This is a genomic window from Paludisphaera sp., from assembly GCF_037189885.1.
Taxonomy (GTDB): Bacteria; Planctomycetota; Planctomycetia; order Isosphaerales; family Isosphaeraceae; genus Paludisphaera.
The window spans coordinates 1-26,638 of the sequence record NZ_JBBCIR010000030.1 but is presented as its reverse complement, the minus strand read 5'-3'; the positions used below and the strand labels follow the sequence as shown (position 1 = coordinate 26,638).

At 70.2% G+C, this 26,638-nt stretch carries 25 protein-coding genes and 1 tRNA gene; 8 read left to right on the top strand and 18 right to left on the bottom strand.

Features of this window, described 5'->3' with window-relative positions:
• Positions 1-396 precede the first annotated feature (396 nt).
• Positions 397-777, top strand: a complete 381-nt coding sequence (locus tag WG209_RS10730; RefSeq protein ID WP_337175034.1) for a hypothetical protein — start codon at positions 397-399, stop codon at positions 775-777.
• Positions 778-938: 161 nt separating this feature from the next.
• On the top strand, positions 939-2,840 hold the full coding sequence (ilvD, locus tag WG209_RS10725; protein WP_337175033.1) for a dihydroxy-acid dehydratase: 1,902 nt from the start codon (positions 939-941) through the stop codon (positions 2,838-2,840).
• A gap of 319 nt (positions 2,841-3,159) precedes the next feature.
• Here the strand turns inward: ilvD and WG209_RS10720 are convergent, their stop codons facing one another.
• Positions 3,160-4,275, bottom strand: a complete 1,116-nt coding sequence (locus WG209_RS10720) for an aminopeptidase (protein WP_337175032.1) — start codon at positions 4,273-4,275, stop codon at positions 3,160-3,162.
• Positions 4,276-4,463: 188 nt separating this feature from the next.
• Here WG209_RS10720 and WG209_RS10715 point away from each other — a divergent pair, with 188 nt between their 5' ends.
• A complete protein-coding gene (locus WG209_RS10715; protein ID WP_337175031.1) occupies positions 4,464-5,231 on the top strand; it encodes a glucose 1-dehydrogenase in 768 nt (255 codons plus the stop codon).
• A gap of 25 nt (positions 5,232-5,256) precedes the next feature.
• Here WG209_RS10715 and WG209_RS10710 read toward each other — a convergent pair whose 3' ends face one another.
• The 10 genes from WG209_RS10710 to WG209_RS10665 all read right to left on the bottom strand — a co-directional run bounded on the left by WG209_RS10710 (position 5,257) and on the right by WG209_RS10665 (position 13,774).
• On the bottom strand, positions 5,257-6,423 hold the full coding sequence (locus WG209_RS10710) for a cupin domain-containing protein (RefSeq protein WP_337175030.1): 1,167 nt from the start codon (positions 6,421-6,423) through the stop codon (positions 5,257-5,259).
• 163 nt (positions 6,424-6,586) lie between these two features.
• The gene (locus WG209_RS10705) at positions 6,587-7,321 is read right to left on the bottom strand and encodes an ATP-grasp domain-containing protein (protein ID WP_337175029.1); all 735 of its coding nucleotides are present in this window, start codon (positions 7,319-7,321) and stop codon (positions 6,587-6,589) included.
• A gap of 56 nt (positions 7,322-7,377) precedes the next feature.
• The gene (locus WG209_RS10700; RefSeq protein ID WP_337175028.1) at positions 7,378-8,292 is read right to left on the bottom strand and encodes an urease accessory protein UreD; all 915 of its coding nucleotides are present in this window, start codon (positions 8,290-8,292) and stop codon (positions 7,378-7,380) included.
• Entirely contained in the window at positions 8,289-8,927 is a 639-nt protein-coding gene (gene ureG / locus WG209_RS10695) for an urease accessory protein UreG (RefSeq protein WP_337175027.1), read from the bottom strand. The genes WG209_RS10700 and ureG overlap by 4 nt, the downstream gene beginning before the upstream one ends.
• Before the next feature lie 12 nt (positions 8,928-8,939).
• Entirely contained in the window at positions 8,940-9,629 is a 690-nt protein-coding gene (locus tag WG209_RS10690) for an urease accessory UreF family protein (protein ID WP_337175026.1), read from the bottom strand.
• 59 nt (positions 9,630-9,688) lie between these two features.
• Positions 9,689-10,261: an urease accessory protein UreE gene (ureE, locus tag WG209_RS10685; RefSeq protein WP_337175025.1), complete on the bottom strand. Its 573-nt coding sequence runs from the start codon at positions 10,259-10,261 to the stop codon at positions 9,689-9,691.
• 20 nt (positions 10,262-10,281) lie between these two features.
• Positions 10,282-12,000, bottom strand: a complete 1,719-nt coding sequence (locus WG209_RS10680) for an urease subunit alpha (protein ID WP_337175024.1) — start codon at positions 11,998-12,000, stop codon at positions 10,282-10,284.
• Between the two features lie 16 nt (positions 12,001-12,016).
• Positions 12,017-12,505: an urease subunit beta gene (locus tag WG209_RS10675; RefSeq protein ID WP_337175023.1), complete on the bottom strand. Its 489-nt coding sequence runs from the start codon at positions 12,503-12,505 to the stop codon at positions 12,017-12,019.
• A 22-nt stretch (positions 12,506-12,527) separates the two neighbouring features.
• A complete protein-coding gene (locus tag WG209_RS10670) occupies positions 12,528-12,830 on the bottom strand; it encodes an urease subunit gamma (protein ID WP_337175022.1) in 303 nt (100 codons plus the stop codon).
• Between the two features lie 35 nt (positions 12,831-12,865).
• Positions 12,866-13,774, bottom strand: coding sequence for an urea transporter (locus WG209_RS10665; protein WP_337175021.1), 909 nt, complete (start codon positions 13,772-13,774; stop codon positions 12,866-12,868).
• 208 nt (positions 13,775-13,982) lie between these two features.
• Here WG209_RS10665 and WG209_RS10660 point away from each other — a divergent pair, with 208 nt between their 5' ends.
• Positions 13,983-15,704, top strand: a complete 1,722-nt coding sequence (locus WG209_RS10660) for a porin (protein ID WP_337175020.1) — start codon at positions 13,983-13,985, stop codon at positions 15,702-15,704.
• A 7-nt stretch (positions 15,705-15,711) separates the two neighbouring features.
• Here the strand turns inward: WG209_RS10660 and WG209_RS10655 are convergent, their stop codons facing one another.
• From WG209_RS10655 to WG209_RS10645, 3 genes are read right to left on the bottom strand one after another with little or no spacing between them, the layout of a single operon-like run.
• Positions 15,712-17,067 carry an erythromycin esterase family protein gene (locus tag WG209_RS10655; protein WP_337175019.1) on the bottom strand — a complete coding sequence of 452 codons (1,356 nt, stop codon included), beginning with the start codon at positions 17,065-17,067 and terminating at the stop codon, positions 15,712-15,714.
• 47 nt (positions 17,068-17,114) lie between these two features.
• Complete coding sequence (locus WG209_RS10650; RefSeq protein ID WP_337175018.1) at positions 17,115-17,780, bottom strand: alpha/beta family hydrolase; 666 nt, start codon at positions 17,778-17,780, stop codon at positions 17,115-17,117.
• 35 nt (positions 17,781-17,815) lie between these two features.
• A complete protein-coding gene (locus WG209_RS10645) occupies positions 17,816-18,490 on the bottom strand; it encodes a phosphoribosyltransferase (RefSeq protein ID WP_337175017.1) in 675 nt (224 codons plus the stop codon).
• A 265-nt stretch (positions 18,491-18,755) separates the two neighbouring features.
• Here WG209_RS10645 and WG209_RS10640 point away from each other — a divergent pair, with 265 nt between their 5' ends.
• A complete protein-coding gene (locus WG209_RS10640; protein WP_337175016.1) occupies positions 18,756-19,367 on the top strand; it encodes a phosphoesterase in 612 nt (203 codons plus the stop codon).
• 11 nt (positions 19,368-19,378) lie between these two features.
• Here the strand turns inward: WG209_RS10640 and WG209_RS10635 are convergent, their stop codons facing one another.
• Together WG209_RS10635 and WG209_RS10630 are read right to left on the bottom strand one after the other, a co-directional pair.
• Complete coding sequence (locus tag WG209_RS10635; RefSeq protein WP_337175015.1) at positions 19,379-20,002, bottom strand: transglutaminase family protein; 624 nt, start codon at positions 20,000-20,002, stop codon at positions 19,379-19,381.
• A 79-nt stretch (positions 20,003-20,081) separates the two neighbouring features.
• Positions 20,082-21,278 carry an alpha/beta fold hydrolase gene (locus WG209_RS10630; RefSeq protein WP_337175014.1) on the bottom strand — a complete coding sequence of 399 codons (1,197 nt, stop codon included), beginning with the start codon at positions 21,276-21,278 and terminating at the stop codon, positions 20,082-20,084.
• Between the two features lie 240 nt (positions 21,279-21,518).
• Between WG209_RS10630 and WG209_RS10625 the strand changes: the two genes are divergently transcribed.
• Together WG209_RS10625 and WG209_RS10620 are read left to right on the top strand one after the other, a co-directional pair.
• Positions 21,519-22,121, top strand: a complete 603-nt coding sequence (locus tag WG209_RS10625) for a LemA family protein (RefSeq protein WP_337175013.1) — start codon at positions 21,519-21,521, stop codon at positions 22,119-22,121.
• 76 nt (positions 22,122-22,197) lie between these two features.
• Positions 22,198-22,268 (top strand) — tRNA-Gln (locus WG209_RS10620).
• 136 nt (positions 22,269-22,404) lie between these two features.
• Here WG209_RS10620 and WG209_RS10615 read toward each other — a convergent pair.
• Together WG209_RS10615 and WG209_RS10610 are read right to left on the bottom strand one after the other, a co-directional pair.
• Complete coding sequence (locus WG209_RS10615; protein WP_337175012.1) at positions 22,405-23,190, bottom strand: WD40 repeat domain-containing protein; 786 nt, start codon at positions 23,188-23,190, stop codon at positions 22,405-22,407.
• 350 nt (positions 23,191-23,540) lie between these two features.
• On the bottom strand, positions 23,541-24,821 hold the full coding sequence (locus WG209_RS10610; RefSeq protein WP_337175011.1) for a hypothetical protein: 1,281 nt from the start codon (positions 24,819-24,821) through the stop codon (positions 23,541-23,543).
• A gap of 295 nt (positions 24,822-25,116) precedes the next feature.
• On the opposite strand from WG209_RS10610, the gene WG209_RS10605 reads away from it, so the two are divergent.
• Positions 25,117-26,478 (top strand): SGNH/GDSL hydrolase family protein, encoded by a 1,362-nt coding sequence (locus WG209_RS10605; protein WP_337175010.1) that lies wholly within the window; start codon positions 25,117-25,119, stop codon positions 26,476-26,478.
• Positions 26,479-26,638 lie beyond the last annotated feature (160 nt).

Sequence of the window (26,638 nt, the reverse complement as noted above, 5' to 3'; positions counted from 1 at the left end):
CCAGCCCCTCGGCCGAGGGCCGGTACGATCGTCTCGAGGGCGTTCGCTTGCTCGTCGACATTGGATCAATTCCCCTATGCCAGGAGGCGCTCCTGGGCGTCGGTCCCGCGGGCCCCTCGTGCGGTCGCCCAGGGCGTCGGCCCCATCCGGCTCGATCCCCCGGGACGAGAAGACATGCGTCCCGCGCCGATCGACGGACGGCGGCGGTCATCCCTCGCGGGTGGATGACCCTGGAGATTCGGCACACCTTGTTCGATAATCGGGTCGGACGACCGGCGCCCTTGAGCAATTCGTCAGAATCGGCGCATCCGTCGCAAGGCGAACCGGGTCACGACTCATATCGGACGTCGGCGCCCCCTTCATGAGCCGCGGCGCGGCTTCACCCCAGGAGTCCCGATGAGCGACACCGGCGGGCGGCGGCGCCCATGGATCCACATCACCCGGCGCCGAGCCTCCCGGCTGCACGCCCTGGTCCGACTCCTGGAGGAGCGGCCCCGCCCCCGCGACGAGATCCTCAAGGCCCTGGAGATCGGCCTGCGCACCTTCTACCGGGAGCTTGACCTCCTGAAGCGCCGGGGCGTCAAGATCCGCCACAAGGACCGGCTCTACTCGCTCGCCCCCGACCCCCGGGACCCCGCGGGCAAGCTCCCCTTCCCAGACCCCCAGCTCAGCTTCGCCGAGATCGCCGAGCTGGCCCGCTGCGACTGCGACGCCGGCCGCCGCCTGGCCGCCCTGCTGGAGTCCGTCACCGCCCTCGCCCTCCCCGAGGGGCGTTGACGCCGGCCCGCGACGGCCGCCGCCGACCCGTCGCGACCGACACGACCGGCCTCGATCCGGCCGGCGCGACTTGGAGGGCCGGGCGGCCTTCTGCTACCATCGAGGGTCGTGGCAGGGCCCCAGCAAAGTAGAGACGGTTCGCCGACCGAGGACGATCCCCAATGCGTTCCGACACGATCAAGAAGGGCGACGCGCGCGCCGGACACCGGAGCCTCCTGCGCGCCACGGGCGTCCGCGAGGACGACTGGAAGAAGCCGTTCATCGCCATCTGCAACAGCCACGTCGACATCATCCCCGGCCACGTCCACCTGCAGGCGGTCGGCGACTTCATCAAGGAGTGCGTGCGCGCGGCCGGCGGCGTGCCGTTCATCTTCAACACGATCGGCGTCGACGACGGCATCGCGATGGGCCACGCGGGGATGAAGTATTCGCTCCCCTCGCGCGAGCTGATCGCCGACTCCGTCGAGACGATGATCAACGCCCACATGTTCGACGGGATGATCTGCATCCCGAACTGCGACAAGATCGTCCCCGGCATGTTCATGGGGGCGATGCGCGTCAACATCCCGACGATCTTCGTCTCCGGCGGGCCGATGGAGGCCGGCAAGACGGCCGACGGCAAGACGGTCGACCTGATCGACGCCTTCATCGGCGGCGTCCAGAAGGCCCGCGGCCAGATGTCGGCCGAGGAGCTGGACGCCATCGAGAAGGCCGCCTGCCCCACCTGCGGCAGCTGCTCGGGCATGTTCACGGCCAACAGCATGAACTGCCTGGCCGAGGCCCTGGGCATGGCCCTCCCCGGCAACGGGACGATCCTGGCCACCTCCGCCGACCGCAAGGCCCTGTTCGAGGCCGCCGCCAAACGGATCGTCGAGATGGCCAAGGAGTTCTCCCGCGTCGGCGAGGGCCACGGCCTGCTCCCGCGCGAGATCGCCACGGCCGCCGCGTTCGACAACTCGATGATCCTGGACATGGCGATGGGGGGGAGCACCAACACGGTGCTGCACATCCTGGCCATCGCCCACGAGGCCCGGGTCCCATTCACGCTCGACCGGATCGACGAGCTGAGCAAGAAGACCCCCAACATCTGCAAGGTCAGCCCGTCCAGCAGCTACCACGTCGAGGACGTCGCCCGCGCCGGCGGCATCCACACCATCCTCGGCGAGGTCGCCCGGGGGCTCCCCGGCCTGCTCGACCTGACCACCCGGACCGTCACCGGCAAGACGCTCGGCGAGAACATCGAGGCGTATGACGTCCGGAGCCCGCACGCCGTCCAGGCGGCCCACGCGCTGACGCGCGTCCGCCCCGGCGGCGAGCGCACGAACCAGGCGTGGACCGTGGCCGCCGTGGCCGACGACCCCCGCTCGCAGTCCGCCGGCCTGGAAGCCCTGGGCTCCGAGGGCGAGTCGGTGGCCGTGGCCGTCGAGGGGGGCGGGCCGGGCGAGCCCGACGACGGCTTCGACGCCTACGACGTGATCCGCACGGTCGAGAACGCCTACTCGGAGACGGGGGGCCTGACGGTGCTGAAGGGGAACCTCGCCCCCGACGGCGCGATCGTGAAGACGGCCGGCGTGAGCCCCAAGATGTTCGCGCACTCCGGCCCGGCGGTCATCTTCGAGAGCGAGGAGGACGCCTACAACGGCATCGTCTTCGGCAAGGTGAAGCCCGGCGACGTCGTCGTCATCCGGTATGAAGGCCCCAAGGGGGGCCCCGGCATGCAAGAGATGCTCGCGCCCACCACGGCCATCAAGGGCGTGAACCTGGACGACAAGTGCGCCCTCATCACCGACGGCCGCTTCTCCGGCGGTACCGCCGGCGCGTCGATCGGCCACGTCAGCCCCGAGGCCGCCGCCGGCGGCCCCATCGGCCTGATCCGGGACGGCGACATCATCGAGTTCGACATCGCCGCCGGCAAGCTCTCCGTCCGCCTCTCCGAGGAGGAGCTGGAAGCCCGCCGCGCCGACTGGAAGCCCCGCCCCTCCAAGTACCAGACCGGCTGGCTCGCCCGCTACCAGCACCTCGCCACCAGCGCCGACAGCGGCGCGGTGCTGAAGTACAACTGAGGCGTAGCCGCCGCTCGACGACGGGTTGTCATCACGCCCTTCCCCCCTGGTGGGGGAAGGTGGCCCGAAGGGCCGGATGAGGGGGGGACGAGCGGCACAAGCGTCGGAAATCGTAGGGGCCCTCCCGCGGCCGTTGGCTCGGGCTGGGCTTCCGAATTCCGATGCTCTCCGGACGGCTCCCCCTCATCTGACCGCTTCGCGGTCTGTCTTCCCCCTCCAGGGGGGAAGACCGTTTGTGTTTCGACCTGTCCTCTACCTCCCTCATGGACCGTAGGCGTATAGGGCCCCCTGCCAGGAAGCTAGGCCCTGGCCCCCCGCCTCACGCCACGTCCAGCGGCTTGAGGTCGTCGACGACGAACCTTCCGTCCACGCGGATCGGGACGCCGTCGAAGGCGATGGTGCCGCCGCCGTACTCGGGGCGCTGGATCTGGACGAGATCCCAGTGGATCTTGGAGCGGTTGCCGTTGTCGGCCTCGTCGTAGGCGTTGCCGGGCGTGAGGTGGAAGCTGCCGGCGATCTTCTCGTCGAACAGGATGTCGCGCATCGGCGTGAGGATGCGCGGGTTGCAGCCGATCGACCATTCTCCGGTGAAGCGGGCGCCCTCGTCGGCGTCGAAGATGCGCTGAAGCTTCTCCGCGTCCCCGCCCGAGCAATCCGCCTTCACGACCTTCCCCTCGCGGAACTCCAGCCGGACGCCGTCGAACGAGGCCCCCTGGTAGATCGTCGGCGTGTTGAACCGGATATGGCCGTTGATCGAGTTTCGCACGGGCGCGGTGAAGACCTCGCCGTCGGGGATGTTCATCGTCCCGTAGCACGGCACGACCGGGATGCCGGCGATCGAGAACGCCAGGTCGGTCTCCGGGCCGGTGATCCGCACCTCGCGAGCGGCCTCCATCCGGGCGACCAGCGGCGCCTGGTCCTTCGCCATCTGGGCGTAGTCGAGCGTGCAGACTTCGAAGTAGAAGTCCTCGAACGCGCCGGTGCTCATGCCGGCCTGCTGGGCCATGCTGGCGTTCGGCAGCCGCAGGACGCACCACTTGGTGTGCGTCACCCGGCGCTCGAAGTGGACGGGCTTCTGATAGAGGGCGTTGTAGGCGTCCAGCTTCTCGGGGGGGACGTCGGCCATCTCGCTGATGTTCCAGGCCCCGCGCAGGCCGATATACGCCTGGACCTGGTCCATCCGGGCGCGGTCGATCCGGCCCCACTTCTCGACGGCCTCGGCCGACCCGCGCATGACCAGCTCCCGGATGATCCGGGCGTCGCGCGTCTCCACCAGCGCGATCCCGCCGCGCCCGGCCGCCTTCTCGACCAGCAGCCTGGGCAGGGTGGAATCGGGCAGGTCGAAGCACTCGATCAGGAGAGTCTCGCCGGCCTGGAGGCGGACGGAGTGGTCGATGAGGATGTCGGCCAGGGTCTCCCAGCGCGGGTCGGGCATCGGGGCGGTTCTCCGGGACGCCCCCGCGAGGGCCGGGCCGGGGCTGGCCCGGCTTGCCCGCGAGGGGGGCGTCGTATAGCCTGGAAAAAGCGAACGGGGCGGGCGATGGGGCCGCGGCCCCGCCTCCATGATCGAGCCTACGCGCCGCGGCCGCAAGCCTTCCGCCGGCCGGGATAAGGGAGCGTTCCTTGAGCCTGTTCGACCTGTCGGGAAAGACCGCGATCGTCACCGGGGGCAACGGCGGGATCGGCCTGGGCATCGCCCTGGGGCTCGCCGAGGCCGGCGCGTCGGTCGCCGTGGTGGGGCGCAACGAGGAGAAGACCCGCAAGGCCGCCGCCGACATCGAGAGCCAGACCGGGGGGAAGGCCCTGGCCGTCGTGGCCGACCTGAGCAAGCCCGAGGAGGTCAAGCGGGCGGTCGCCGAGGCCGGCGAGCGCTTCGGCCGGATCGACGCCCTGTTCAACAACGCCGGCATCAACATCAGGCGCGCCCCGCAGGACTTCACCCTGGAGGAGTGGAACGAGGTCCTCAACGCCAACCTCACCTCGGCGTTCCTGGCGTCGCAGGCGGTCTATCCCTGGATGAAGCGCCAGGGGGGCGGGAAGATCATCAACACAGGCAGCATGACGTCGGTCCTCGGGTCGTCGTTCGCCGCCCCGTACGCGACGTCCAAGGGGGCGATCGTCCAGCTCACCAAGAGCCTCGCCCTGGCCTGGGCCCCGGACGAAATCCAGGTCAACGCCATCCTCCCCGGCTGGTTCGACACCGAGATGACCTTCGCCGCCCGCGAGCAGATCCCCGGCCTGCACGAGCGCGTCCTGGCCCGCATCGCCAAGGGTCGCTGGGCCAACCCCGCCGACATGGCCGGCGCCGCCGTCTTCCTCGCCAGCCGCGCCAGCGACTACATCACCGGCGTCGCCCTTCCCGTCGACGGCGGCTACCTCGCGACCCTCTGACGCGGGGCCGCGGGGTGTCTCCCGGTCAATCCTCCTTCGCGGGGGCGACGAACACGTCCTCGCGCGGGAACTTCTCGAACAGCTCGGCCGGCTTGCCGAAGTTCTTCGCGAGGATGTCGGCCGGATTGCCGGCGATCCACTGCGAAAGGTCGATTGCCGCGTAGATCCCCGAGTTGAAGCCGATCAGGACCCGGCACGGCCCCTCGCCGACGTTCTCGATCGAGTGCCCGTAACCCTGGGGGATGTAGCCGACGTCCCCCTTCGAGAGCGTCTCGGCCCGGTATCGCCCGCGCGAGCCGAACATCGTGACCGAGACCTCCCCTTCGATGACGTACTGCCACTCGTCGGCCGTCGGGTGCCAGTGCAGCTCGCGCAGGCCCCCCGGCTCCAGGTCGAGGACCACCCCCGCCACGGTCGTCGAGATGGGGAACGTCGAGGAGTCGACGCGCCATTCCCTCCCCCCCTGGAACGTGCGGTGGGGCGGGCGCTTCAGCAGCTCGTACCGGTGCGTGAGGGCCGGCGTCTTCCAGCCCTGGAGCGGCGGTCGCGAAACCTCGGGCGGGACGGCCCCCCTGGCGAAGTAGACCTCGCCCTTCGGGAACCCGTCGAAGGCGGATTCCGGCAGTCCGAAATTCTTGGCGAGCAGCGGCCTGGGCACGAGGCCGAGCCAATCGGAGATGCTGAACGTCCCGAACTCCGAGAAGTACCCGTTGTCGAAGATCAGGATGAAACGCGCGGGCTCGTCCCCAAGGCATTCGAGCACGTGACCATGCCCGCGCGGGAAGTACCAGACGTCTCCGGGATTGAAGTCGTTGGTCTCGGCGGTGCCATCCGGCGCGATCACGGTCGTGCGGACGCGTCCCCCGACGATGAAGGCCCATTCGGCGGCCGTGGCGTGCCAGTGCAGCTCGCGCATGGCTCCCGGCTCCAGCTTCATGGAGACCCCCGCGAGCCCTTTCGAAATCGGGAGCTGCTCGACGGTCGCCTCCTTGCCGTGGCTGCCGCCGATCACCTTCCCCTCCGACTTCTCAAGCTCGTACTTGAACGTCGGCAGTTCGTCGCCGTCGAGGATGGAGTCGGGGACGTTGTTCATGAAGCTGGGATCGCCGGCCCGCGCGTCCCTCGCCGCCGTCATCGCGGCGGCGGCGAGGCCGGCGGCCGCGAGGAATTCTCGCCTCGGCAGGTCGGTCATGCGAAGCTCCATCGGTGAGGACGCGGGATGGCGAGCGTCCCGCGACGCGCGGGCGGCTCCGTGAAAAGTCGCGACGAGAGGCCGGTGCCCGGCTCACGGCGGCGATCCGGGTTGTGGAAGGACGAGTCGACATGGCCATGCCTCAAGGCCACCTCCGCGACACTCAGGCCGCCACGGCCCCCGCGCGGAGCACGTCCAGGACCTCGACCGGATCGCAGCCATAAAGCCCCGACCCCGAGACCTCGTTGGCCTCGACGACGGCCGGGCCGACCCCGCGGATGACGCCGGCGTCGATCACCACGGCGGGGGGCAGGTCGATCGAGCCGTCGGCCAGCAGGCGGTCGACGAGCGTTCGCGTCCGCGCGGCCGCGTCTCGATCGATCAGCCATTCCTCGCCCCGACGGGCCAGAGCCCCATGCAGCCAGTAGGGGGACCAGGCCCGGACTCGCCGGTCCCGGACGAAGTAGCGGAACTCGGCCTCCCAGGCCACCGGCTCGGCGGCCAGCACCGGGTCGTCCGCCGGGAAGTCGGGCAGCTCCGCCCCGCTCGCGTAAACCCTCGCAGGGAACAACTTCCGATTGGGAGGCTTGAGGAAGACCGGCCCGGCCAGCGACCGCGCCTCGGCGGCGGTCATGAGCCGCACCTCGCGAGAAGTGTACTCGCGGGGGAGCCGGGGCAGGAAGTCCTCGGGGGGCCCGATGATCCGCAGGCCGAGCCGTTGCGCCACGGCCTCGTTGAACAGGGGCTCGGCGAACAGGACGGGCTCCCGGGGCGTGAAGTCGTCCGGCACGCGCCAGGACGGGAGGCGCGTCACGTCCCAGCCCCGCGCGACCGCCGCGCGCCAGAGGTTGACCGAATCGGCCGTGTATCGCGGCGACAGGATGAGCGTGGGCGTCATGGGTCCTCCCGCCGATAGGACCCGAGGCCGGACGAAAGGGTTCGCGAGCCCGGCCCTCATCGCCAGGCGAACTCGGGCGGGACCGGGCGGCCGACGACCTCGGGGCGGACGATCGACCAGAAGTCGCGGATCTTGGAGCGGACGACGGCCGTCTCCCGCGCGAGGACCTTGTAGACCAGCCCCGCCCCGTTGGGCAGCCGCCCGACGCCGGCCGCCCAGCCTTCCTCCTTGTTCCAGGCCGAGACGGCGCGGGCCGCGACGGCGTCGGCGACGGCCGGCGGGGTCAGGAGCAGGACGTTGCCGAAGACGTCGAAGCCCCCCATCACCCCCGGCCGCGCGACGGGCGAGCGGCCGGGCTCGATCAGGAACTTCTCGACGAACAGGGGCGTCCCGTCCGGGCGCTCGGCCGCGACGGTCGACGAGAAGAGGTCGAACCGGAACAGCTCCCCCTCGCCGTAATACTTCCGGCCCCCCATCAGCGTCTCGGAATAGAGCAGCGTCGCCGACGGCGCGACGCGGATCCGCGTCTTCGTCAGGAACCGCGAGCGGGCGAACGGAATCACGGGCTCCGGGATGTACTCCAGATAGGCCCCCTCATCCAGGACGATCTCCTGGGCCTGGGAGGCGTGGTTGGCGTCCATCTCCTGGATCTTCGTCGCCGACTGGGTCGTGACGTGGGCCCGCGCCCCCTCGGCCACGGTGAAGTCCATGGTGTAGCGGTCTCCCTGAAGGATCCCGCCGGAGTTCGCGATGATGAAGACGACGGGCATCTCGGGCATGCCCTCGTCGCAGTAGAGCGCCTTCTGCACCAGCAACGGCGCGCGACGCCGCATCACGGCCAGGATCGACCGGTCGCGGCGGCGCTCGAAGCCGAGGCGCAGGTGGGGGACCTTGCCGAACGACCCGCTCGGGAGCTGCGGGGGCTCGTCGAGGTACGGCAGCAGTTCGTGGGGAGTCGACGCGGGGCTCACGCCGGGGCCTTCAGGTTCAGGTCGAACAGGACGTTCTCGCGGATCAGATCCACCAGCCGGTCGATCCCCTCGCCGGTCTTGCAGTTGGTGAAGACGAAGGGCTTCTCCCCCCGCATGAGCCTGGAGTCGGCGTCCATCACCTCCAGGCTGGCGCCGACGTGGGGCGCCAGGTCGGTCTTGTTGATCACCAGGATGTCCGACTGCGTGATCCCCGGCCCGTTCTTGCGCGGGATCTTGTCGCCGGCGGCCACGTCGATGACGTAGATGAAGAAGTCCACCAGCGCCGGGCTGAAGGTGAGCGTGAGGTTGTCGCCGCCGCTCTCGATCAGGACGACGTCGGTGTCCGGGAAGCGGGCCTCCATGTCCTCGACGGCGGCGAGGTTCATGCTGGGATCCTCGCGGACGGCCGTGTGCGGGCAGGCACCGGTCTCGACGCCGATGATCCGCTCCTCCACCAGGATCCCCTTGAGCGTGCGCCTGACGTGCTTGGCGTCCTCGGTCGTGACGACGTCGTTGGTGATGATGAGGATCCGGACGCCGAGATCCAGCAGCCTGGGCGTGATCGCCTCGATGATCGCCGTCTTCCCCGACCCCACCGGGCCGCCGACGCCGATCCTCGTGATGTTCTTGGCCATGCGAGCGAAACCTCAGTTCATGAACATGCGGACGTGGGCCCCGACGTGCAGCGACGCCAGGACGTCGAACTCGGGCGCGAAGGCGGCCATGTCGTCGAGCCCCAGGCGAGAGGCCCGGTCGTACGCCTCGGCCGCCCGGCCGTTGACGTCGAACAGGATCGCCTGGGCGTCCAGGTAGTGGATCCTCATCAGCCGAAGCGCGGCGTTGACCATCATGCTCGCGACGCCGTACTGGTGCACGGCGAAGGCGTCCCGCCCCGAGAGGCCGAGGTCCGCGAAGACCAGGGCCTGCCCCACCGGCAGGCAGCCCGGCGTCGTCCCGGCGCGGATGCGGGCCAGCCAGTCGGCCGAGGCCGAGGGGCCGAGGATCCGTTCGGCCATCTCCGCGAGCTTCCGGCCCATGCGGACGGTCATGGTCCGCATCTCCTCGTTGAGCTTGCGATTGAACGCGGCTTGGTCGGCCGCGTCGACCCCGTCGGCGTCGCCGGCCGCCGCGGCGCGGGTGGCAGCCAGGAGGGCCACGCCGTCGGAGGTCGCGGCCTGCTCGACGGCCGCCCGCACGAATTCTCGCAGCGTCTCCACGTCGCGCACGACGCCCGCCTGCACGGCCGTCTCCAGCCCGTTCGAGAACGAGAAGGCGCCGATCGGCAGCAGCGAGTCGCCGAACTGGAGGACCCGGGTCAATTCCGCGATCGTGGACAAGCCTGCTCCTGGGCTGAGTGGTGGGGGGGCCGCCCCGGTCGTCCTCTCGCGCGGACGCCCTACCCCTCGGCGGGCACCGGGGCGTGCGAATGGGGCGTGGAGTCGGCGCCGCCGAAGAGCCGACGGGCCTCGTGCGGAGCCAGGTACGGGATCACCTCGGAGCCGGCGAGGAACTCGCACGCGACCCCCTCGAAGGCGTGCGTCCTCATCACCGAGGCCATGACCTTGCGGTCGACGGTCAGAGGGACGTACACGGCGGCCCCCTTCACGACGGCCGGCCAGTGCTGGTTCCCCAGCGCGTGGCCCAGCTCCAGGCAGGCGCGGGCCAGGTCCTGGGGGGGGCGACCCAGGAGGCCGTCGAGCCGCAGGACCATGACCTCGTTCAGGCTCACGCGCGCGACGATGGCCCGGAGGTTGGGCTCGTCCCAGACCAGGACGTCGCCGTCCCGGAGGTGGGTGTTTCGCCCGAGGGCCACCGCGACTTCCACGCCGGCGGCCGTCCTGAGGCGGAAGCGGTTCTTCTGGGCCTGCCACTGGTCCAGCTCGAGGGGGTCGATCGCGGCCCCCTCCAGGACCTGGGCCCACGCGGGATCGGCCGCGTTGCCCAGCGGTTTCTCGACGAGGATCATCATCCCTCCGCCCACTCGCGGGATCAGCAGAAGTAGTAGAGCTGGTTCAGCGAGATCGACTTCGGGGGCTTGACGGTCGCGTGGACGCCGTCGACCTTCACGGCGAAGGTCTGCGGGTCGACCTCGATATGCGGCACGAGGTTGTTCCGCACCATGTGGTGCTTGGTCAGCACCCGGGTCCCCGAGACCGGCTCGACGATCCGCTGGAGCCCGTACTTCCCCTTCACGTCCAGGTCGTAGGCCGCGCGCGAGACGAACGAGACGCAGGTCCTGGCCAGGGCCGAGCCGAAGGCCCCGAACATGGGGCGGTAGTACATCGGCTGGGGGGTCGGCAGCGAGGCGTTCGGGTCGCCCATGTTCGCCCAGACGACGAAGCCCCCCTTGATGACCATCTTGGGCTTGGCCCCGAAGAAGGAGGGGCTCCACAGCACCAGGTCGGCCATCTTGCCCGGGGCTATGGAGCCCAGGGTCTGGGAGATGCCGGCGGTGATGCAGGGGTTGATCGTCACCTTCGCCAGGTAGCGCAGGACGCGGGCGTTGTCGTTGCCGGGGGCGTCCTCGGGGAGCGGCCCCCGCGCCTTCTTCATGGCGTCGGCCGTCTGGAAGGCCCGCAGGAACGTCTCGCCGATGCGCCCCATCGCCTGGGAGTCGCTGCCGATGATGGACAGGGCGCCCATGTCGTGCAGGACGCTCTCGGCCACGATCGTCTCGGCCCGGACCCGGCTCTCGGCGAAGGCGACGTCCGAGGGGATGCGCGGGTTGAGGTTGTGGCAGACCATGATCATGTCGAACAGCTCGGCCACCGAGTTGACGCCGCAGGGGAGCGTCGGGTTGGTCGAGCTGGGCAGGACGTTGGGCTGGCCCACGACCTTCAGCAGGTCGGGCGCGTGGCCGCCGCCGGCGCCCTCGGTGTGGTACGTGTGGATCGTCCGCCCGTCGAACGCGGCGATCGAGTCCTCGACGAAGCCGGACTCGTTGAGCGTGTCGGTGTGGACGGCCACGCTCACGTCGTACTCGTCGGCCACCGACAGGCACGACCGGATCGCGGCCGGCGTGGAGCCGTAGTCCTCGTGGACCTTGAACCCGGCGGCGCCCGCCCGGAGCTGCTCGATCAGCGGGCCGGGGGAGGCGCAGTTCCCCTTCCCCTGGAACCCGAAGTTCACCGGCAGCGACTCGACCGCCCGGAGCATCATCTCCAGGTTCCACGGCCCGTTGGTCGACGTGACGCCGTTGGTCCCGTCGGTCGGCCCGATGCCGCCGCCCCAGAGGGTGGTGATCCCGTTGGACAGGGCGTCCCAGATCTGCTGCGGGCAGATGTAATGGACGTGCGTGTCCATCCCGGCCGGGGTGAGGATCAGGTGCTCGCCGGTGATGGCGTCGGTCGCCGTGCCGGTCGTCAGGCCGGGGGTGACCCCGTCCATCGTGCTGGGGTTGCCCGCCTTGCCGATCCCCACGATCCGCCCGTTCCGGATCCCGACGTCCGCCTTCACGACCCCCAGGATCGGGTCGAGGATGGTGACGTTGGTGATCACCAAATCGAGGCAGCCCGCCTCCTGCGTCAGGTTGTTGTCCGACCCCATGCCGTCCCGGAGCGTCTTGCCGCCCCCGCAGACCAGCTCGTCGCCGAGCGTGCGCAGGTCGCGCTCGATCTCGACGTACAGGTCGGTGTCGCCCAGGCGGATCTTGTCGCCGACGGTCGGCCCGAACAGGTCCGCGTACTGCTTCCGCGAGATCTTGGACAATGGACTTCCCCCCGGGTCAGGATCCGCTCGACTTGAACCCCTGCTCCCGCGCCCGCCGCGCGGCCGCCTCGCGGTTGGGCCGATAGTCGGGGGTCGGGCCCTCGCCCGTCCAGCCGTCGACCAGGTTGTTGAACCCGAAGCAGAACCGCTTGCCCCCCATCGGCACGAGCGTCACCTCCTTCTCGTCGCCGGGCTCGAAGCGGATGGCGGTCGTGGCGGGGATGTCCAGGCGCTTCCCGAACGCCGCCTCCCGGTCGAACTCGAGGTAGCGGTTGACCTCGAAGAAGTGGAAGTGCGAGCCGACCTGGATCGGGCGGTCGCCCGTGTTCCGCACCTTGAGCGTGGTGGTCGGGCGCCCGGCGTTCAGCTCCAGATCCCCGTCGGCCAGGACCACCCCCCCCACGGGGACCTCGGAGGTCTTGGCGCCGACGTGCTGGGTCGCGTCCGGGTGGGCCTTCCAATCGGTCTCGACGGGCTCGTCCGGCCTGTTCGCGGGCTCGGCCATGGGGGACCTCCAATCTCGCGGGTCACTTGATCGGGTCGTGGACGGTCACGAGCCGGCTGCCGTCGGTGAAGATCGCCTCGAGCTGGACGAACGGGATCAGGTCGGCGACCCCCTCCATCACGTCGTCGCGGGTGAGGACCGTCGCCGCGTCGTTCATCACCTCCTCGACGGTCTTCCCCTCGCGGGCCCCCTCCAGCGCCGCGGCGCAGATGATGGCCATCGATTCCGGGTGGTTGAGCTTCAGCCCCTTCGCCTTGCGCCGCAGGGCGACGTCGGCGAGCTGATGGATCATCAGCTTCTCGATCTCGCGGGGTGTCAGGTGCATGCACGACCTCCGATTTCCAACGAGCCACGAACCCGTCAGTCTCGCGCCACGAACAGCCGACGCTCGGCCCACAGCGCGGCGAGCATGATCCAGGACGCCGCCACGAACGGCGCGGTGAGGGCGGGGATGCCCAATTCCTTGGGGAAGTACTCCGTCAGCGGGGTCGAGATCACGGCCGCCAGGAGGGGCAGCGTCAGCGAGGGACGCGGCAGGAACAGGGCTATCGCCGCGAGCGCCCCGTTGTAGCCGAACAGGCCGATGGAGACGTCCGCCTCGGGGTCCCCGTGGTAGACGCCCACGGTCGTCCCGACCAGCGACCCCAGGAAGGCCATCGCCGCGTGCCAGGGGTTGCTGATCGCGATGCCGACCAGGAACAGGACCCCCGACATCTGGTTGGCGCCGAGCATCACCTCGGACTCGCCGCGGAGCACGGCCGCCCAGAAGCCCCCCTCCTCGACCGCCGGCGGCGGGGCGGGGGCGTCGATCGAATGGCCCATCGCGCCGTGGATCGCCAGCAGGAGGAGCCACGTCGACACGACGAAGGGCGCGGTGTACGCCGGGAACCGCAGGAAGCGGATCCCCAGCCGCGTGATGATCGTCGCGAGCACGCAGCCGACGACGTCCGCGGCCCAGGTCAGGGGGTGCGAGGGGAGGAGCAACGCGGGGAGCGCCAGACCGACCAGCGTCGAATTGAATCCGTAGAGCCCCTGCTCCACGTCGCGGCGGTCGTAGCCGGCCAGGTGGGCGAACAGGGGGCCGATGACCGCGCCCAGGACCGCCCCCGCCAGCATCGCCGGCGACGTCATCGCGATGCCCGCGAGGAAGAACAGGCCGGTCCCCGCGTGGCCCTGGAACATGATTTGACCGACGCCTCGGAGCGCGATCCGCGCCGGGGCGAGGAAGTCCTCGGTCGTTCGCGTGATGGGGGTATCGACTTGAGCCATGTGGAAGACGCGAGCCCAAAGATAGAGAAAATCTCGTCAGCTTCGGGGAGTATTTCACACCCCGGACTCGCCTTCAACTGGGTGCAGCCTAGTTTTCCTTAATCATTGAACCCCATCCCGATCGATATATCCGCCAGAATCGTCGCGCCCAGAAGGCTCCGTCGATGACGCGGAGACGGGCCGGTCCCGGTAACGAGGGGGGGTCACCATGGAGTTCGGAGTCGCGCGGCGGGGCCTGGCCCTGGCGATCATGCTGGCGTCATGGCAATGCGGGCCGCCGGCGCGTGGGCAGTCGCCGGAGGTCTCGCCGATCCCGGACGGGACGCCGGCCCCCGCGGCCCCGGCGGATTCCGAGATTCTGTCCGAGCTGCGCCGCCTGCGCGAGGAGGTCGCGGAGGCCCGCCAGCTCAAGGCGCAGGTCCAGGCCCTCCAGCAGCAGTTGGGGACGATGCCGTCCTACGGGGTGCCAACGTCGGGCGCGGGCGGGATGCCGGCGTCGGGCGCGGGCGGGATGCCGGCGCAGGGCGCGGGCGGGGCGGCGGGAAACGGGTCGGGCTTGACCGCGGCCGAGAGATTCCAGGGGGGCGACAACGGGGTCCCGAACCGCTTCCAGTCCGGCGCCTTCGGCCCCGATACCGACGAGCGCGAGGACGCCGACATCCACCCCCTGAAGAGCCGCTACAAGTACCACCACGACGGCACGGGCCCGCTGGGCGGCGGCGGCTTCTTCAGCTTCAGCGACGTCGACGACGAGTTCTCGCTGAACGTCTCGCACCAGATCACCGTCGACGGCACCTTCTTCGACCGGGCGAACCTGCCCACCATCGAGCAGAACTTCAACATCCCGTTCGCTCGTCAATTCTTCTACGGGAACATCACCAAGGACTGGAGCTACCAGGTCGGCACGCAGGGGTTCCTCGGCACCTATAACCTGCTCGACCTGTTCATGACGTGGCACCTCTCCAATAATATCTCGCTCCGGGCCGGCAAGGGGCTCGCCCCTCCGCTCTACGAGTACTACGCCTTCACCCCCGCCTTGGAGCCGGTGATCACGAACTCGCCGCTGTTCCAGCTGGCCGCCAAGCGTCCCATCGGATTCATGTTCAGCGGCGCCACCCAGGACAACCGGATGCAGTGGTGGTCGGGCGTGACCAACGCCGGCACGGCCCTCTACGGCGACCTGAACCGGAACGTCGAGTATAACGGCGCCGTCGACTTCACCCCGTTCCGGGGCGACCGGTGGAAGGACTCCATCTTCGAAGGCCTCGGCGGCGGCATCGGCCTGTCCGCGGGCAAGCAGCAGTACGCCCTGCACCAGTCGGGGATCGCGTTCACGAACAACGGCGAGGCGACCACGAACCCGGCCTTCGTGACCTCGGTCGGCCTCCCCTTCTACGTCTACAACCCCAACATCTGGGCCGACGGCATGCGGTCCCGCGTCGCCCCGCACATCTACTGGTTCGGCCGGTTCAGCGTCCTGGCCGAGATGATGAACCACAGCCGCGAGCTGACCGACGGCCGCACCTCCGGCCGGTCCACCCAGTGGGCCTACTACGTCAACGCCTCGTACTGGCTGACGGGCGAGCGCGACTTCATGCCCACCGGGTTCCAGGGCTATACGACGATCGAGCCGCTCCGCCCGTTCATCCTCAGGAAGGGCGAGTACGGCCCGGGCGCCTGGCAGCTCGCCGGCCAGTGGTCGGAGTTCAACGCCGGCCGCGGCGACATCGACCGCGGATACGTGGACCCCGCCCGCTCCACCGAGCGGTCGAATCAGTTCATGGGGGGCGTGAACTGGTGGCCCAACAAGTACACGCGCCTCAGCTTCAATTATGTGTGGACCGGGTTCAACAACCCCATCCAGCTGGTCGGCCCCGGGAGCATCGACAACTACCAGACCTTCTGGATGCGGTTCGCGATGTTCTTCTGACCCTCGCTCAGACGCCCGACGGGTACGTCTCCGGCACCTCCCCCCCCTCGCGGACGGGGACGCCCGTCAGCGGCCGGAGCGCCCGGGCGTGGTCGATGTACAGCAACGCGTCGTAGCGGCGCGGCAGGACGGTCGGGACGTAATTGCCGTACCGCTCGTGCTCGGGGCGATAGACAACGCCGATCGCGCGATGGCCGCGGGGCTCCAGGGCCTCGGCGGCCGTCGCGACTTCGTCGAGGATCAAGAGCGCGTCCGCGCCGATCGCGCGGCGGAGCACGTCCTCCCAGCTATCCTCGCGGCCGGGGGGGACGGGCATCCTTTCCATGGGGGTCTCCCACTCGCGACCGGCGATCACGCTCCCCCGGTTCGCCGAGAAGCCGACGAGCACCACCCCCTCCCCTTCATGACGCTCGCGGACGAGCTGGCCGACGTTGATCTCGCCGCGCCCCTCCATGTCCGTGAACCGCGCGTCGCCGATGTGGGTGTTGTGCTCCCAGACGATGGCGCGGGCGTCCGGGCCGTGGAAGTCCATCAGCCGCTCCAGCGTCTCGACCATGTGGCGGTCGCGGAGATTCCAGGTCTCCGACCCGCCTCGGACCATCGCGCGGTAATACGCCTCGGCGTCGCGGAGGACCAGCGCGTTCTGCTCCGCCACGAACCGGGCCTCGCGCTCGTCGTTCGAGGGGGGCTCGTCGCGGCCCTTCGCCTGGCGAAGTTCCCTAAGGAGCTCGACCACCTCGTCCTCGCACGAGTTGGGCGCGAACCGGGCCGCCCGCGCGTAGTCGTGGACGTCCTCCGCGTACGGCTCGAAGCAGCGGAGCGCGGCCATCGCCGTCGAAAGCGCCGCGGGGTCGTGCCCCCTCAGGTACTCCATCACCGCGTACAGGGATTCCCACAGGCTGTAGACGTCGAGCCCGTGGAACCCGACCTTCCCCCCGCCCGACGCCGAGTCGTTGCGCCGGCGAAGCCACTCGGCCAGCGCGACGACCTCCTCGTTCGCCCACATCCACGTCGGCCAGCGCTCGAAGGCGTGGAGCGTCTCGCGGGCCGAGCCGCGGGCGTCGGCCCGGCCCTTGACGTAGCGGTCGACCCGGTGGCAGTCGGGCCAATCCCCCTCGACCGCGATGAACGAGAAACCCTTCTCCTCGATCAGCCGCCGCGAGATCGCCGCGCGCCAGGTGTAGAACTCCGACGTCCCGTGAGACGCCTCGCCGAGCAGCACGAAGCGCGCGTCGCCGACGCGGTCGAGGAGCGGGTCCAGGTCCCGCTCGTCGCGCAACGGCCTCGCGATCCCCCCGACCAGGGCGATGAGCCCCTTCGACGCCGTCGGCTCCCGCCACGTCCCCAGCCTCGTACGCGCCATGACGTCCTCCCGACCGAACGCGCCCGCCGACGGCGTGCCGGCGCGGCTCAGGTTATGTAGCGTTCGAACCACTCCCCCGCCAGCTCGGCGACCCGCTCCAGCGCCCCGGGCTCCTCGAACAGGTGGGTCGCGCCCGGCACGACCTCCAGCTCGACGTGGGCCACCATCCGGGCCATCGTCCGGCGGTTCAGGGCGAGCACGGTCCCGTCGGCCCCCCCGACGATGAACAGCGTCGGCGCGCGGACGTCGCGCAGCTCGGCCTCGGGGGTCAGGTCGGGCCGACCGCCGCGCGACACCACCGCGGCGACGTGGTCGGAACGCTCGGCCGCCGCCCCCAGGGCCGCGGCCCCGCCCGTGCTGGCCCCGAACAGGCCGACCCTCAAGCCGCGGGTCTCGGGCCGGGCACCGGCCCAGTCCACCGCCGCGACCAGGCGGCCGACCAGCAGGTCGATGTCGAACCGCAGGTGGCGCGTGAAACGTTCCTCTCGCTCCTCCTCGACGGTCAGGAGGTCGAACAGCAGGGTCGCGAGGCCCCCCGACTGGAGCGAGTCGGCCACGAAGCGGTTCCGCGAGCTGAGCCGGCCGCTGCCGCTGCCGTGCGCGAACAGCACGAGCCCCCGAGGGGCCTCCGGCACGGCCAGATCCCCCACCAACCCGACCCCGCCGGCCGAGATCTCCACCTCGATCATCGAGACGGCATGCGCTCGGTTCAAGTCTAGCCCCTCCTCATCGCGACGAGTCCGCCCGCTCAGGCCGGATTCGACGGGCCCGCCCGCTCCTCCTCCGCGCGACGCAACAGCTCGCGCACCTCGTCGTCGCTCGTCTGCGAGAAGTCCTCGTACCAGAGGCCGACCGCGCGGAACGGCTCGGGGGCGAGGGGGCAGACGACGCGGTCCACGAGGCGGCCGAACTCCTCGACCGTCGAGGGCGCGGCCACGGGGACGGCCACGACGATGCTGGCCGGGCCCAGCCGGCGCAGGGCGGCGACCGCGGCTCGCATGCTCGCCCCGGTGGCCAGGCCGTCGTCCACGAGGACGGCGGTCTTGCCGCGCACCTCTGGCGGGGGACGGCCGCCATGATAGGCGCTCTCGCGGCGAGCCAGCTCCTCGGCCTCCTCGGCGGTCACCTCGTCGACCACCTCGCGCGAGATCCTCAGGCCGTCGACGACGTCGCGATTGAGCATCCGCACGCCGCCGGTGGCGATCGCGCCGAAGGCCAGCTCGGGATGGCCGGGGACGCCGAGCTTGCGGACGAGGAAGACGTCGAGCGGCCCCTTGAGCCGCCGCGCGACCTCGTACCCGACGGGCACGCCGCCCCGCGGCAACGCCAGGACCACCGCGCCCGACAGGCCCTCCAACCCCTCCATCCGGTCGGCCAGGATCCGCCCGGCCTCGCGACGGTCGCGATAAGCCTCGTGTTTCATGTCCCCCTCCTTCGTCGAGTCGGGACAGTCGCCGGCACCCCTCCGGGCGGACCGGCCATCGAGCCGTTCGCCCGCCCTGTCCTCTCCATCCTGGAATCTTCATGCAAATATGAATCCCGGCGACGGCCAAACGTCGCGCCGGATCAGGCGGCGAGGCCGCCGAGGCGTAGCGGGCCGCCGGCCCCGCCCGCCGCCCGGCCGGAATGGTGATAGACTGGCCGTCGGAACGTCCGTCGACCCCGATCCCGTCCCCGAGGCCCCCGCCGTGAGCGCGAAATCGAGCGAGCGTGTTTTGGTCGTCCCCGCCGCGGAGTTGGACAGGCTGGGCCGATTCCAGGGTTTCCACGCGGACGCCGAGCGTTACCTCTCGGTCCTGCTCCGGCCCGAGAACACCTCGTTCCGCCCCCGGTCCGAGGTCGAGACCGACCCCACCCTGAAGCAGATCATCCCCTACGTCGTGCTCCGCTCGCGGGGCTCCGTCTTCCGCTACACCCGGGGGGGCTCGCAGGGGGAGGCGAGGCTCCATCGGCTCCGATCGCTGGGCGTCGGCGGGCACGTCGACGAGGCCGACGCCGGGGGCCGCGACGGCTTCGAGGCCTACGACTTCGCCATGAGGCGCGAGCTGGCGGAGGAGGTCGAGGTCCGGAGCCCCGGCACCCTGCGGCTGGCCGGGCTCATCAACGACGACGCGACCCCCGTCGGCGAGGTCCACCTGGGCGTCGTCCACCTCTACGACCTCGACGAGCCCGACGTCTCCCCGCGCGAGTCCGGCCTGGCGGACGCCGAGTTCGTCCCGATCGCCGGCCTGGCCGCCGAGCGCGACCGCTTCGAAACCTGGTCGCGATTCTGCATCGACGAGCTGCTGAACGACGGCTGACGCCCGGCGGCCTAAGCGGCTGGACCGGGTTCCCCCGAACAGTCCGGTGGCTCGTGGACCATCGCCCCATCGAACGCCAAATCGGGGAGGCGCTCCAGAAGTTGGGCGCGACCTCGGGAGCCTCTCAACGCCTTCACCACGACCGACAGGGGTCCGGGCAGCATGAGCTTGAAATCCGCCTCGCCCGCGAGCCTCGGCTCGAAGGCCAATCGCTCGGTCGGCGGGTCGAAGGCGGTCACGATCCCCTCGCGGTCTCCCCTCGCATCGACCCGATACCAGCCGATTCCCGGCAGGTGGACCGAGTTGAGGCCGTGCAGGCAGAAGGACAGCCCGTCCTCGTCGACGCTCAACCGCTGGTAGCAGAAGGCCGCCGGGATCGCGTTGGCCCGCAGCAACGCGGCCAGCAAGTGGCTCTTGGAGTAGCAGAAACCCGTGCCATGCCGCAGGACCTGCGAGGCGGAGCAGGTCACGGGGTCGAGGCGGTAATCTCCGCTGTGCTTGATCTCGTCCCGGACCCACTCATAACACCGCCGCGCCGCCACGAACGGGTCGCCGTGCGACAGTCGCCTCGCGAGGGCGAGGACCTCTCGATCTCGCCAGTCGACCACCGGTGTCGCTTCGAGATATGCACGCACGCGACTGCTCCGTCCGCCCGCCCGCCAGGACGGCTGGTATCTGGCCTGGGAGGATTATAGCCCAGCCGCGTCCGGTGGCTTAGCCGCCGGCTTGCGGGCTGGGCAGGGGCTGCGCGCTGGGGAGCGCCTGGGGGCTCGGCGTCGGCGTCGGCTGGCGGGCGTCGAGCCATTCGATGACCGCCGGGAAGATCTCGACCGGCGCGTGCTTGCTCCAGACGAGGTCGCAGTGGCCGTAGCGACCAAGGCTCCCCTGCCCCTCGCCGAAGATCAAGAGGGTCTTGTCCGGGCTCCCCAGGCGGTCGAACGTCATCTTCGTCGACGGCACGTCGGAGATCAGGTCGGACTCCCCGGCGATCATGAGCGTGGGGACAACGACCTCGGGCAGGTGCTCGGCGTAGTCCATGCGGTCGTCGGCCGAGAGCAGGTGGCCGTGTCGGAGGTACGGGGCGAACTGCCTCAGCGCCGCCGGGCCGGGGTCTTCCAGCGTGTAGCCGTAGAACCGCGCCACGGTGCGCGGCTCGACGTTCTCCGCCGTGTAATAGAAGCGGTCGATCTTCTCCATCCCCGGCATGCGGTAGAAGGTCAGGGGACGCCCCAGCCTCCCCGCGCTGGCCACGCGCAGCAGGCTCCGGATGCCGCCGTTGGCCGAGAGCATCTGCTTCTGGGGGGTCGTCGCCTGGATGATGGTGCTCCCCATCCCGACGAAGTTCGCGATCCGATACGGCTCGTTGCTGAGCTGCTGGAAGGGGAACATGACCATCCCCCCCAGGCTGTGGCCGATCCAGTTGACCTGACCGTGGCCCGTCTGGCGCTGGACGTGGTCCAGGATCGCCGGCATGTCGTGGCGGACCACGTCGTCGAGCGTCCACGACGACTCGCCGCTCTCGCGGAACGGGGTCTCGCGCAGGAATCGGTTGACGCGATCCTGGGCCCCCACGCGCGAGTTCTCGCCGGAGGCCCGGAGGTCGAACAGGAAGACCTCGTAGCCGGCCTCGACGAGCTTCGATGGCAGGTGGTCGTCGGTGATGGTCCAGAAGGTGGCGTTGAGCCCGAGGCCGTGGCAGAGGACCACCGGGAGCTTGCCCGGCGAGGGCCGGTCGGGACGGAAGCGACGGACGCCCAGCCGCCAGCCGTCGTCCGTGTAGGCGTATTCGTCCGTGCAAGGACGCAGGTCCGGCGACGGGGCGTTCCGTCGCATGGCGGCGCAGCCGGAAAGACCGGAGAGGCCGAGGGCCAGGGCCGCGGCCGCCCATTCCCTGCGCGACAGTCGATCCATGCGTTCTGGATTCCTTCCGACGACGACGCTCGCGGTCCTCCCTGACCGCGGGGGCGGATTCTAGCCCAGCCGGCCGGGCGAGGGAACGCGAGATTGCCGCCAAGCGCCGAGGCCCCCGTGGAATCCGGCCCGGCGGGACTGCTTCCGCCTTGAAACGGGGACCGACGGGCACCAAGAATCGAAGGCTCGCGGCACTTGGTCGCGAATTCATTCCGTGCGATGCGGCGGGGGGAGGCGATCATGCCGTCGGGAATCCTGGGCGTCGTCATCGTGGCCGGCGTGGTCCTCCTGCTGGTGCTGGGGTGGATCGCCGCGGCGTACAACAGCCTGGTCGCGCTGAGGAACCGTTACCGGACGGCGTACAGCCAGATCGACGTCCAGCTCAAGCGGCGGTACGACCTGATCCCGAACCTCGTCGAGACCGCCAGGGGCTACCTGACCCACGAACGCCAGACGCTCGACCTGGTGACGCAGGCGCGGAACACCGCGCTGGCCGCGAGCCGAGAGGCGGCCGCGAACCCGGGCGACTCGGCGTCGATGGCGGGCCTGGCCGCGGCCGAGACCCAGCTCGGCGGCGTGCTCGGCCGGCTCTTCGCCGTCGCCGAGGCCTACCCCGACCTGAAGGGGAGCCAGACCATGACGGCCCTCCAGCGCGACCTGAGCCAGACGGAAGACCAGATCGCCGCCTCCCGCGCGACCTTCAACGAGGACGTCAGGCGCTACAACACGGCCCGCGAGAGCTTCCCGACGAACCTCGTGGCGAACGCCACCGGCTTCGCCCCGGCCCAGCTCTTCGAGCTGGAGACCGAAAAAGAGCGCGAAGTCCCCGGCGTCTCCTTCTGACCGGGCTTGCACGATCGGCCCGAGATCTCTATGATGCCTCGGTCGGGTCGAAAACGACTCCCGACGCCCGCCCATTTGGGGAATGGTGTAACGGTAGCACGACTGACTCTGGATCAGTTAGTCTAGGTTCGAATCCTAGTTCCCCAGCTCCCGCGAAAGCACGACAGAGAAGGCCGCCCAGACGGCCACGATTCCAAGGGCCGGTCGGGCGCGAGTCGAATCGAATGCGACTCGCGCCCGACCGGCCTTTTCGTCGTGGCCGGCGGTTCCCCGGGCGTCGCCCTCACCGCCCGGCCAGCCGGCACACGTCCCACAGCTTGATCGTTCCGTCGTAGCTGGCGGAGGCCAGGGACTTCCCGTCCGGCGAGAACTCGACGCGGCTGATCGCCCCCCAATGGCGGTCGAACGTCGCCAGGAGCCGCCCCGTCGCGAGGTCCCAGAGCCGGACGTCGCCCGCCGCGTTGACCGGCCACGGATGGTCGGTGTAGCCTCCTCCGGTGGCCACGAGCGAGCCGCCGGGCTCGAACGCCCAGTCGTTGATCTGGTCGGGATGCCCCTTCAACGTGGCGAGTCTCCGCCCCGTGGTCGCATCCAGCAGGGCAAGCGTCCCGGATTCGGGACGCCGCTCCGTCTCGATCCGGACGCGACCATCAGGGCTGACGAGTCGATGCCGGATCGCCCACTCCGGCATCTCGTCCCTGGGGACGATCGCGCTGGCCGCGCCGCTGGCAACGTCCCACAGCCGGACTTCATGCCCGTCCCACGTGGCGAGCGTCGCGCCGTCGGGCGAGAAGGCCGCCAGGCCGATGAAGCCCGCATGGCCGGTCAGGGCCGCCCGTTGCCTCATCGTGTCCAGCTCCCAGAGTCGGACCACATGGTCGGCCCCTCCGGAGGCGAGGAGCTTCCCGTCCGGGGAGAACGCGACGGCATACACGGGACCATCATGGCCCCGGAGCGTGGCCTTGAGCCGACCCGGGAGGTGCCGCCAGAAGAGCATGGCGGCCGCGAGCGTCAGGACGGCCAGCGTCGCCGCCGCGGCCCGCGCGTATCGTCGCCGACGGCCGTCCATCGGGCGTGATCCTCTCCGAATGGCGACGGCCGGCGTCGCGCGGAGGCGCGACGCCGGCCGAGGGCGTCTCGGTGGCGCGGGGCGTTACTTCTTGTCGGCCTTGGCGTCGGCCTTGGCGGGGGCGGGGGCGGGCTTGCCGGACTTGCCCCGCTTCTCGTCGGCCTTCTTCTTCTTGGCGGTGTCGCGCGCGTCGCCCATCGGTGGCTCTCCTTCGGGATCGAGGGCCGGACGGCCCGGGGGGATGGGGCGTCGCCGTCGAAGGGGGCGGCGACGTCCTAGAAGATGCCCAAGCCACCGATGCGTTTCAAGCCCCTCGGGGGGATTTCCCCCCGGATTTCCGCGCGGGGGCCTCAGCGGCCCTCGCGCCAGTAGTCCGGCAGGTCCGGCTTCGTGGCCAGGAGGATCTCCAGGATGGCCTGACGTTCCTCCGACGTGCGCCTGGCGTAGTCCTCGGACTGGTCCTTGCCGGAGAGGACTTCCCAGAGGCGGCGGTACGCCCGGTCCTTCACCGGCGCGGGGAGGGCGTCGAACGCCTTCGAGTAGATGAGGTAGCTGCAGGGGTACTTGAACATCCGCGTCGTCAGGTCGAAATCGCGCAACGACCGCCCTTGCGGGTCGCGCGGGCCGCGCCCGGCGAACTCGGCGGCGAATTCGGACGTCCCCTCGATCTTGCCCTCCAGCTCGGTCTCGTCGATGAACAGCATGTAGCGGACCAGCTTCTCCGCGGGGCCGTCGAAGCGGCGGGCCGTCGTCTCGGAGATCGTCCCCTCGGGCTCGCCGAACGCCTTGTTGATCTCTCGGGCGTACTGGAGGGCCAGCTTGGCCTGGTAGTTCGCCACGGTGATCAGGTTGTGCATCTTGACCTGATGCTCAAGCACCATCAGCGCCACGATGTCGCTGTGCGGCGAGAGGTACGGCTTGAGGTTGAGCCGGGCGCCGAGATCCAGGACGTCCTTGGCGATCGGCTTCGGGCCGTCGCGCGAGGTCGGGTCGGCCAGCAGGTTCCCCAGGTGGGCCTGGCCGCTCGCCTTGCCGGTGACGTACCAGCCCCCCCAGCGCTCGGCCAGCGGGCTGTCGTGGGTGGTCACCGAACTCCCCGCGCTGAACAGAAGGCGCCCCGATGGCTCCGTCGGGATCGACCGGACGAGGTGGCCCGGCACCCCCTCCGTGCGGCCGGAGAAGTGGCACTGGAGGCAGTCGTGCGTGCGACGCTCCAGCAGCGGCGTGCCGTCGTCCCGCTCCTCCTCCTCGCTGAGGAAGTAGAAGACGCCCCCGAGCTGGGAGTCCGCCGCCGACAGCTCGATCCCCTCGCCGTTCTGGCAGTAGCCGACGTAGATGTCGTCGTTGAAGTAGATCGCGCGGGGCCGCTTCGGCGAGATCTTCGAGATCTGGAGGCTGGACTTGGAGAAGACCAGCACCTGCGACGAGACCGGCACGTCGAGCGCCTTCAACAGCGCCTTGAGGTAGCCCGTCGGCCCCTCGCGCTCCAGCACGACCTTCTTCGACTCGACGAGCTTTGCCAGCTCGCCGACCGGGTCGGTCGCCTCGGCCGAGAGGTAGTTGATCGGCTCGCGATCGAACGGCAGGTCGGCCCTCGCCGCCAACGAGGTCGCCAGCGCGACGGCCGCCACCAGCCCCCCCGCCGCGAATCGTCGCGCCGGGGTGCCGAGGGCCGTCCGTCGCCGGCTCGCGCGTGATCCGTCCCCCGCGGCCGGGGTCGAGGACGGCTGCGTCGCTTTCGCAAGGCGGACATTCTTTACCATGACATAAAGAATACCCGCGCCTCGCGCGACTGGGAAGGAGAAACTTCGGGTCGCCCCCGTTTTCGCCCCCGTCGAACTGTACAGGCGAGGTCCAGTCGCCGTTGACAGGAATCGGCCGTCCATCCCTAATCCGCGTTCGGGGCAACCGATGCGGAGGGGCGTCATGGCACGACGAAGGCGGGCGCTCCGGCTGGCGGCCTGGGCGGGATGGTTGGCGTTGGTGTACCTGGGCGTGAAGGCCGGCGCGACCGCGCCCGACACCAACCCGGAACACCTGGCCGGGCTCCTGGCGTTGGGCTATCTCGCGGCGTGGGGGCCCTTCTTCGTCTTCTCGCCCCACGGCGCGGCGGGGACGCTCGGCCGGTTCGCGCTCGGGACGACGGCCGTCCTGGCGACCTTCGCCGCGATGGAGGCGCCGGCGCGGCTCGGGCTGCTGGACTATCGCGAGGTCTTCGCCACGCCGACCCCCTCGTGGCAGCGCCGGGGGAACGCCCCCGACGCCGATTTGATCTACGTCCGCGAGCCGAACCAGCGGGCCCGGCTCCGATACGTCGGCGGCGACCTGTACGGCCTGCGCGGAGCGAGGCCCTGGAAGCATTACGACCGCGAACTGGCGACCGACTCCCACGGCTTCCGCAACCCGATCGACATGGATTCGGCGGACGTCGCCGTGGTGGGGGACTCGTTCGTCGAGGGCCTGCACGTCGAGGCGGCCGACCTCATGACCGCGCGGCTGGCCGACCTCATGGGCCGGAGCGTCGCGAACCTGGGCCGCAACGGCTACGGGCCCCAGCAAGAGATCGGCGTCCTGAAGCGGTACGCGATGCCGATGAAACCGGCCGTCTGCGTCTGGTCGTTCTTCGAGGGGAACGACCTGCACGACCTCCACGAGTACGACGACCACCGAAAAAACCTGCCGCGCATCCTGGACACGCGACGGTCCCAGAGCCCATACGCCCGGAGCTTCGCCCGGAACAGCCTGGCGTTCGTGCTCCGGGAGCTGATCCGACCCGCGCCGACGAAACCCGCCGATGCCCACCTCGGGATGTTCACCGATCGCGAGGGCCGCGAGGTCCCCTTCCACTTCAACTCCGGCATCCAGTTCGACGTGGCGGTCCCCAAATTCCCGCGCGGGAACTCCGACGAGATGAAGCGCGTCGCCGCGATCCTGGCCGAGGCCCGCGACGTCTGCCGCGCCAATGGCGTCGAACTGGTGGTGGCCTTCGTCCCGGCCAAGCTGCGGATCTATCGCGACCTCTGCCGGTTCGCCCCCGACTCCCCCTGCCCCGATTGGCCGACCGACGACCTGCCGGACGACATGCGCCGCGTGGTGGAAGGGCTCGGCCCCGACGTCGGCTACGTCGACCTCACCCCGGCCCTCCGCGCCGCCGCCGAGTCTGGCGAGATCGTCTACCTCCCCGACGACCCCCACTGGGCCGAAGCCGGCCACCGCGTCGCCGCCGAGGCCCTCGCGCCCGAGCTGAGCCGCCGCTTCGCCCAGAATATCCGGGCAGAGCCTCGATGATCGCTCCTCCCAGCAGCCTTCTCCCTCGATTACATCGCCAAGGACAAGCCCCCCTTCTCCCCTGGTGGTGCTCCGTCGAACACGTGACGGCACGGGCACCGACTCTCATCCCTTCTCCCCTCGTGGGAGAAGGTGCCCCGGAGGGGCGGCTGTGGGGGCG

Coding starts and splice junctions, on each gene's coding strand:
- WG209_RS10675 (WP_337175023.1), bottom strand. CDS start 12,505: ATGGCCGAGCCCGCGAACAGGCCGGACGAGCCCGTCGAGACCGATTGG.
- WG209_RS10605 (WP_337175010.1), top strand. CDS start 25,117: ATGGCACGACGAAGGCGGGCGCTCCGGCTGGCGGCCTGGGCGGGATGG.
- ilvD (WP_337175033.1), top strand. CDS start 939: ATGCGTTCCGACACGATCAAGAAGGGCGACGCGCGCGCCGGACACCGG.
- ureG (WP_337175027.1), bottom strand. CDS start 8,927: ATGGCCAAGAACATCACGAGGATCGGCGTCGGCGGCCCGGTGGGGTCG.
- ureE (WP_337175025.1), bottom strand. CDS start 10,261: ATGATGATCCTCGTCGAGAAACCGCTGGGCAACGCGGCCGATCCCGCG.
- WG209_RS10645 (WP_337175017.1), bottom strand. CDS start 18,490: ATGAAACACGAGGCTTATCGCGACCGTCGCGAGGCCGGGCGGATCCTG.
- WG209_RS10660 (WP_337175020.1), top strand. CDS start 13,983: ATGGAGTTCGGAGTCGCGCGGCGGGGCCTGGCCCTGGCGATCATGCTG.
- WG209_RS10705 (WP_337175029.1), bottom strand. CDS start 7,321: ATGACGCCCACGCTCATCCTGTCGCCGCGATACACGGCCGATTCGGTC.
- WG209_RS10630 (WP_337175014.1), bottom strand. CDS start 21,278: ATGGATCGACTGTCGCGCAGGGAATGGGCGGCCGCGGCCCTGGCCCTC.
- WG209_RS10615 (WP_337175012.1), bottom strand. CDS start 23,190: ATGGACGGCCGTCGGCGACGATACGCGCGGGCCGCGGCGGCGACGCTG.
- WG209_RS10655 (WP_337175019.1), bottom strand. CDS start 17,067: ATGGCGCGTACGAGGCTGGGGACGTGGCGGGAGCCGACGGCGTCGAAG.
- WG209_RS10665 (WP_337175021.1), bottom strand. CDS start 13,774: ATGGCTCAAGTCGATACCCCCATCACGCGAACGACCGAGGACTTCCTC.
- WG209_RS10710 (WP_337175030.1), bottom strand. CDS start 6,423: ATGACCGACCTGCCGAGGCGAGAATTCCTCGCGGCCGCCGGCCTCGCC.
- WG209_RS10730 (WP_337175034.1), top strand. CDS start 397: ATGAGCGACACCGGCGGGCGGCGGCGCCCATGGATCCACATCACCCGG.
- WG209_RS10625 (WP_337175013.1), top strand. CDS start 21,519: ATGCCGTCGGGAATCCTGGGCGTCGTCATCGTGGCCGGCGTGGTCCTC.
- WG209_RS10720 (WP_337175032.1), bottom strand. CDS start 4,275: ATGCCCGACCCGCGCTGGGAGACCCTGGCCGACATCCTCATCGACCAC.
- WG209_RS10670 (WP_337175022.1), bottom strand. CDS start 12,830: ATGCACCTGACACCCCGCGAGATCGAGAAGCTGATGATCCATCAGCTC.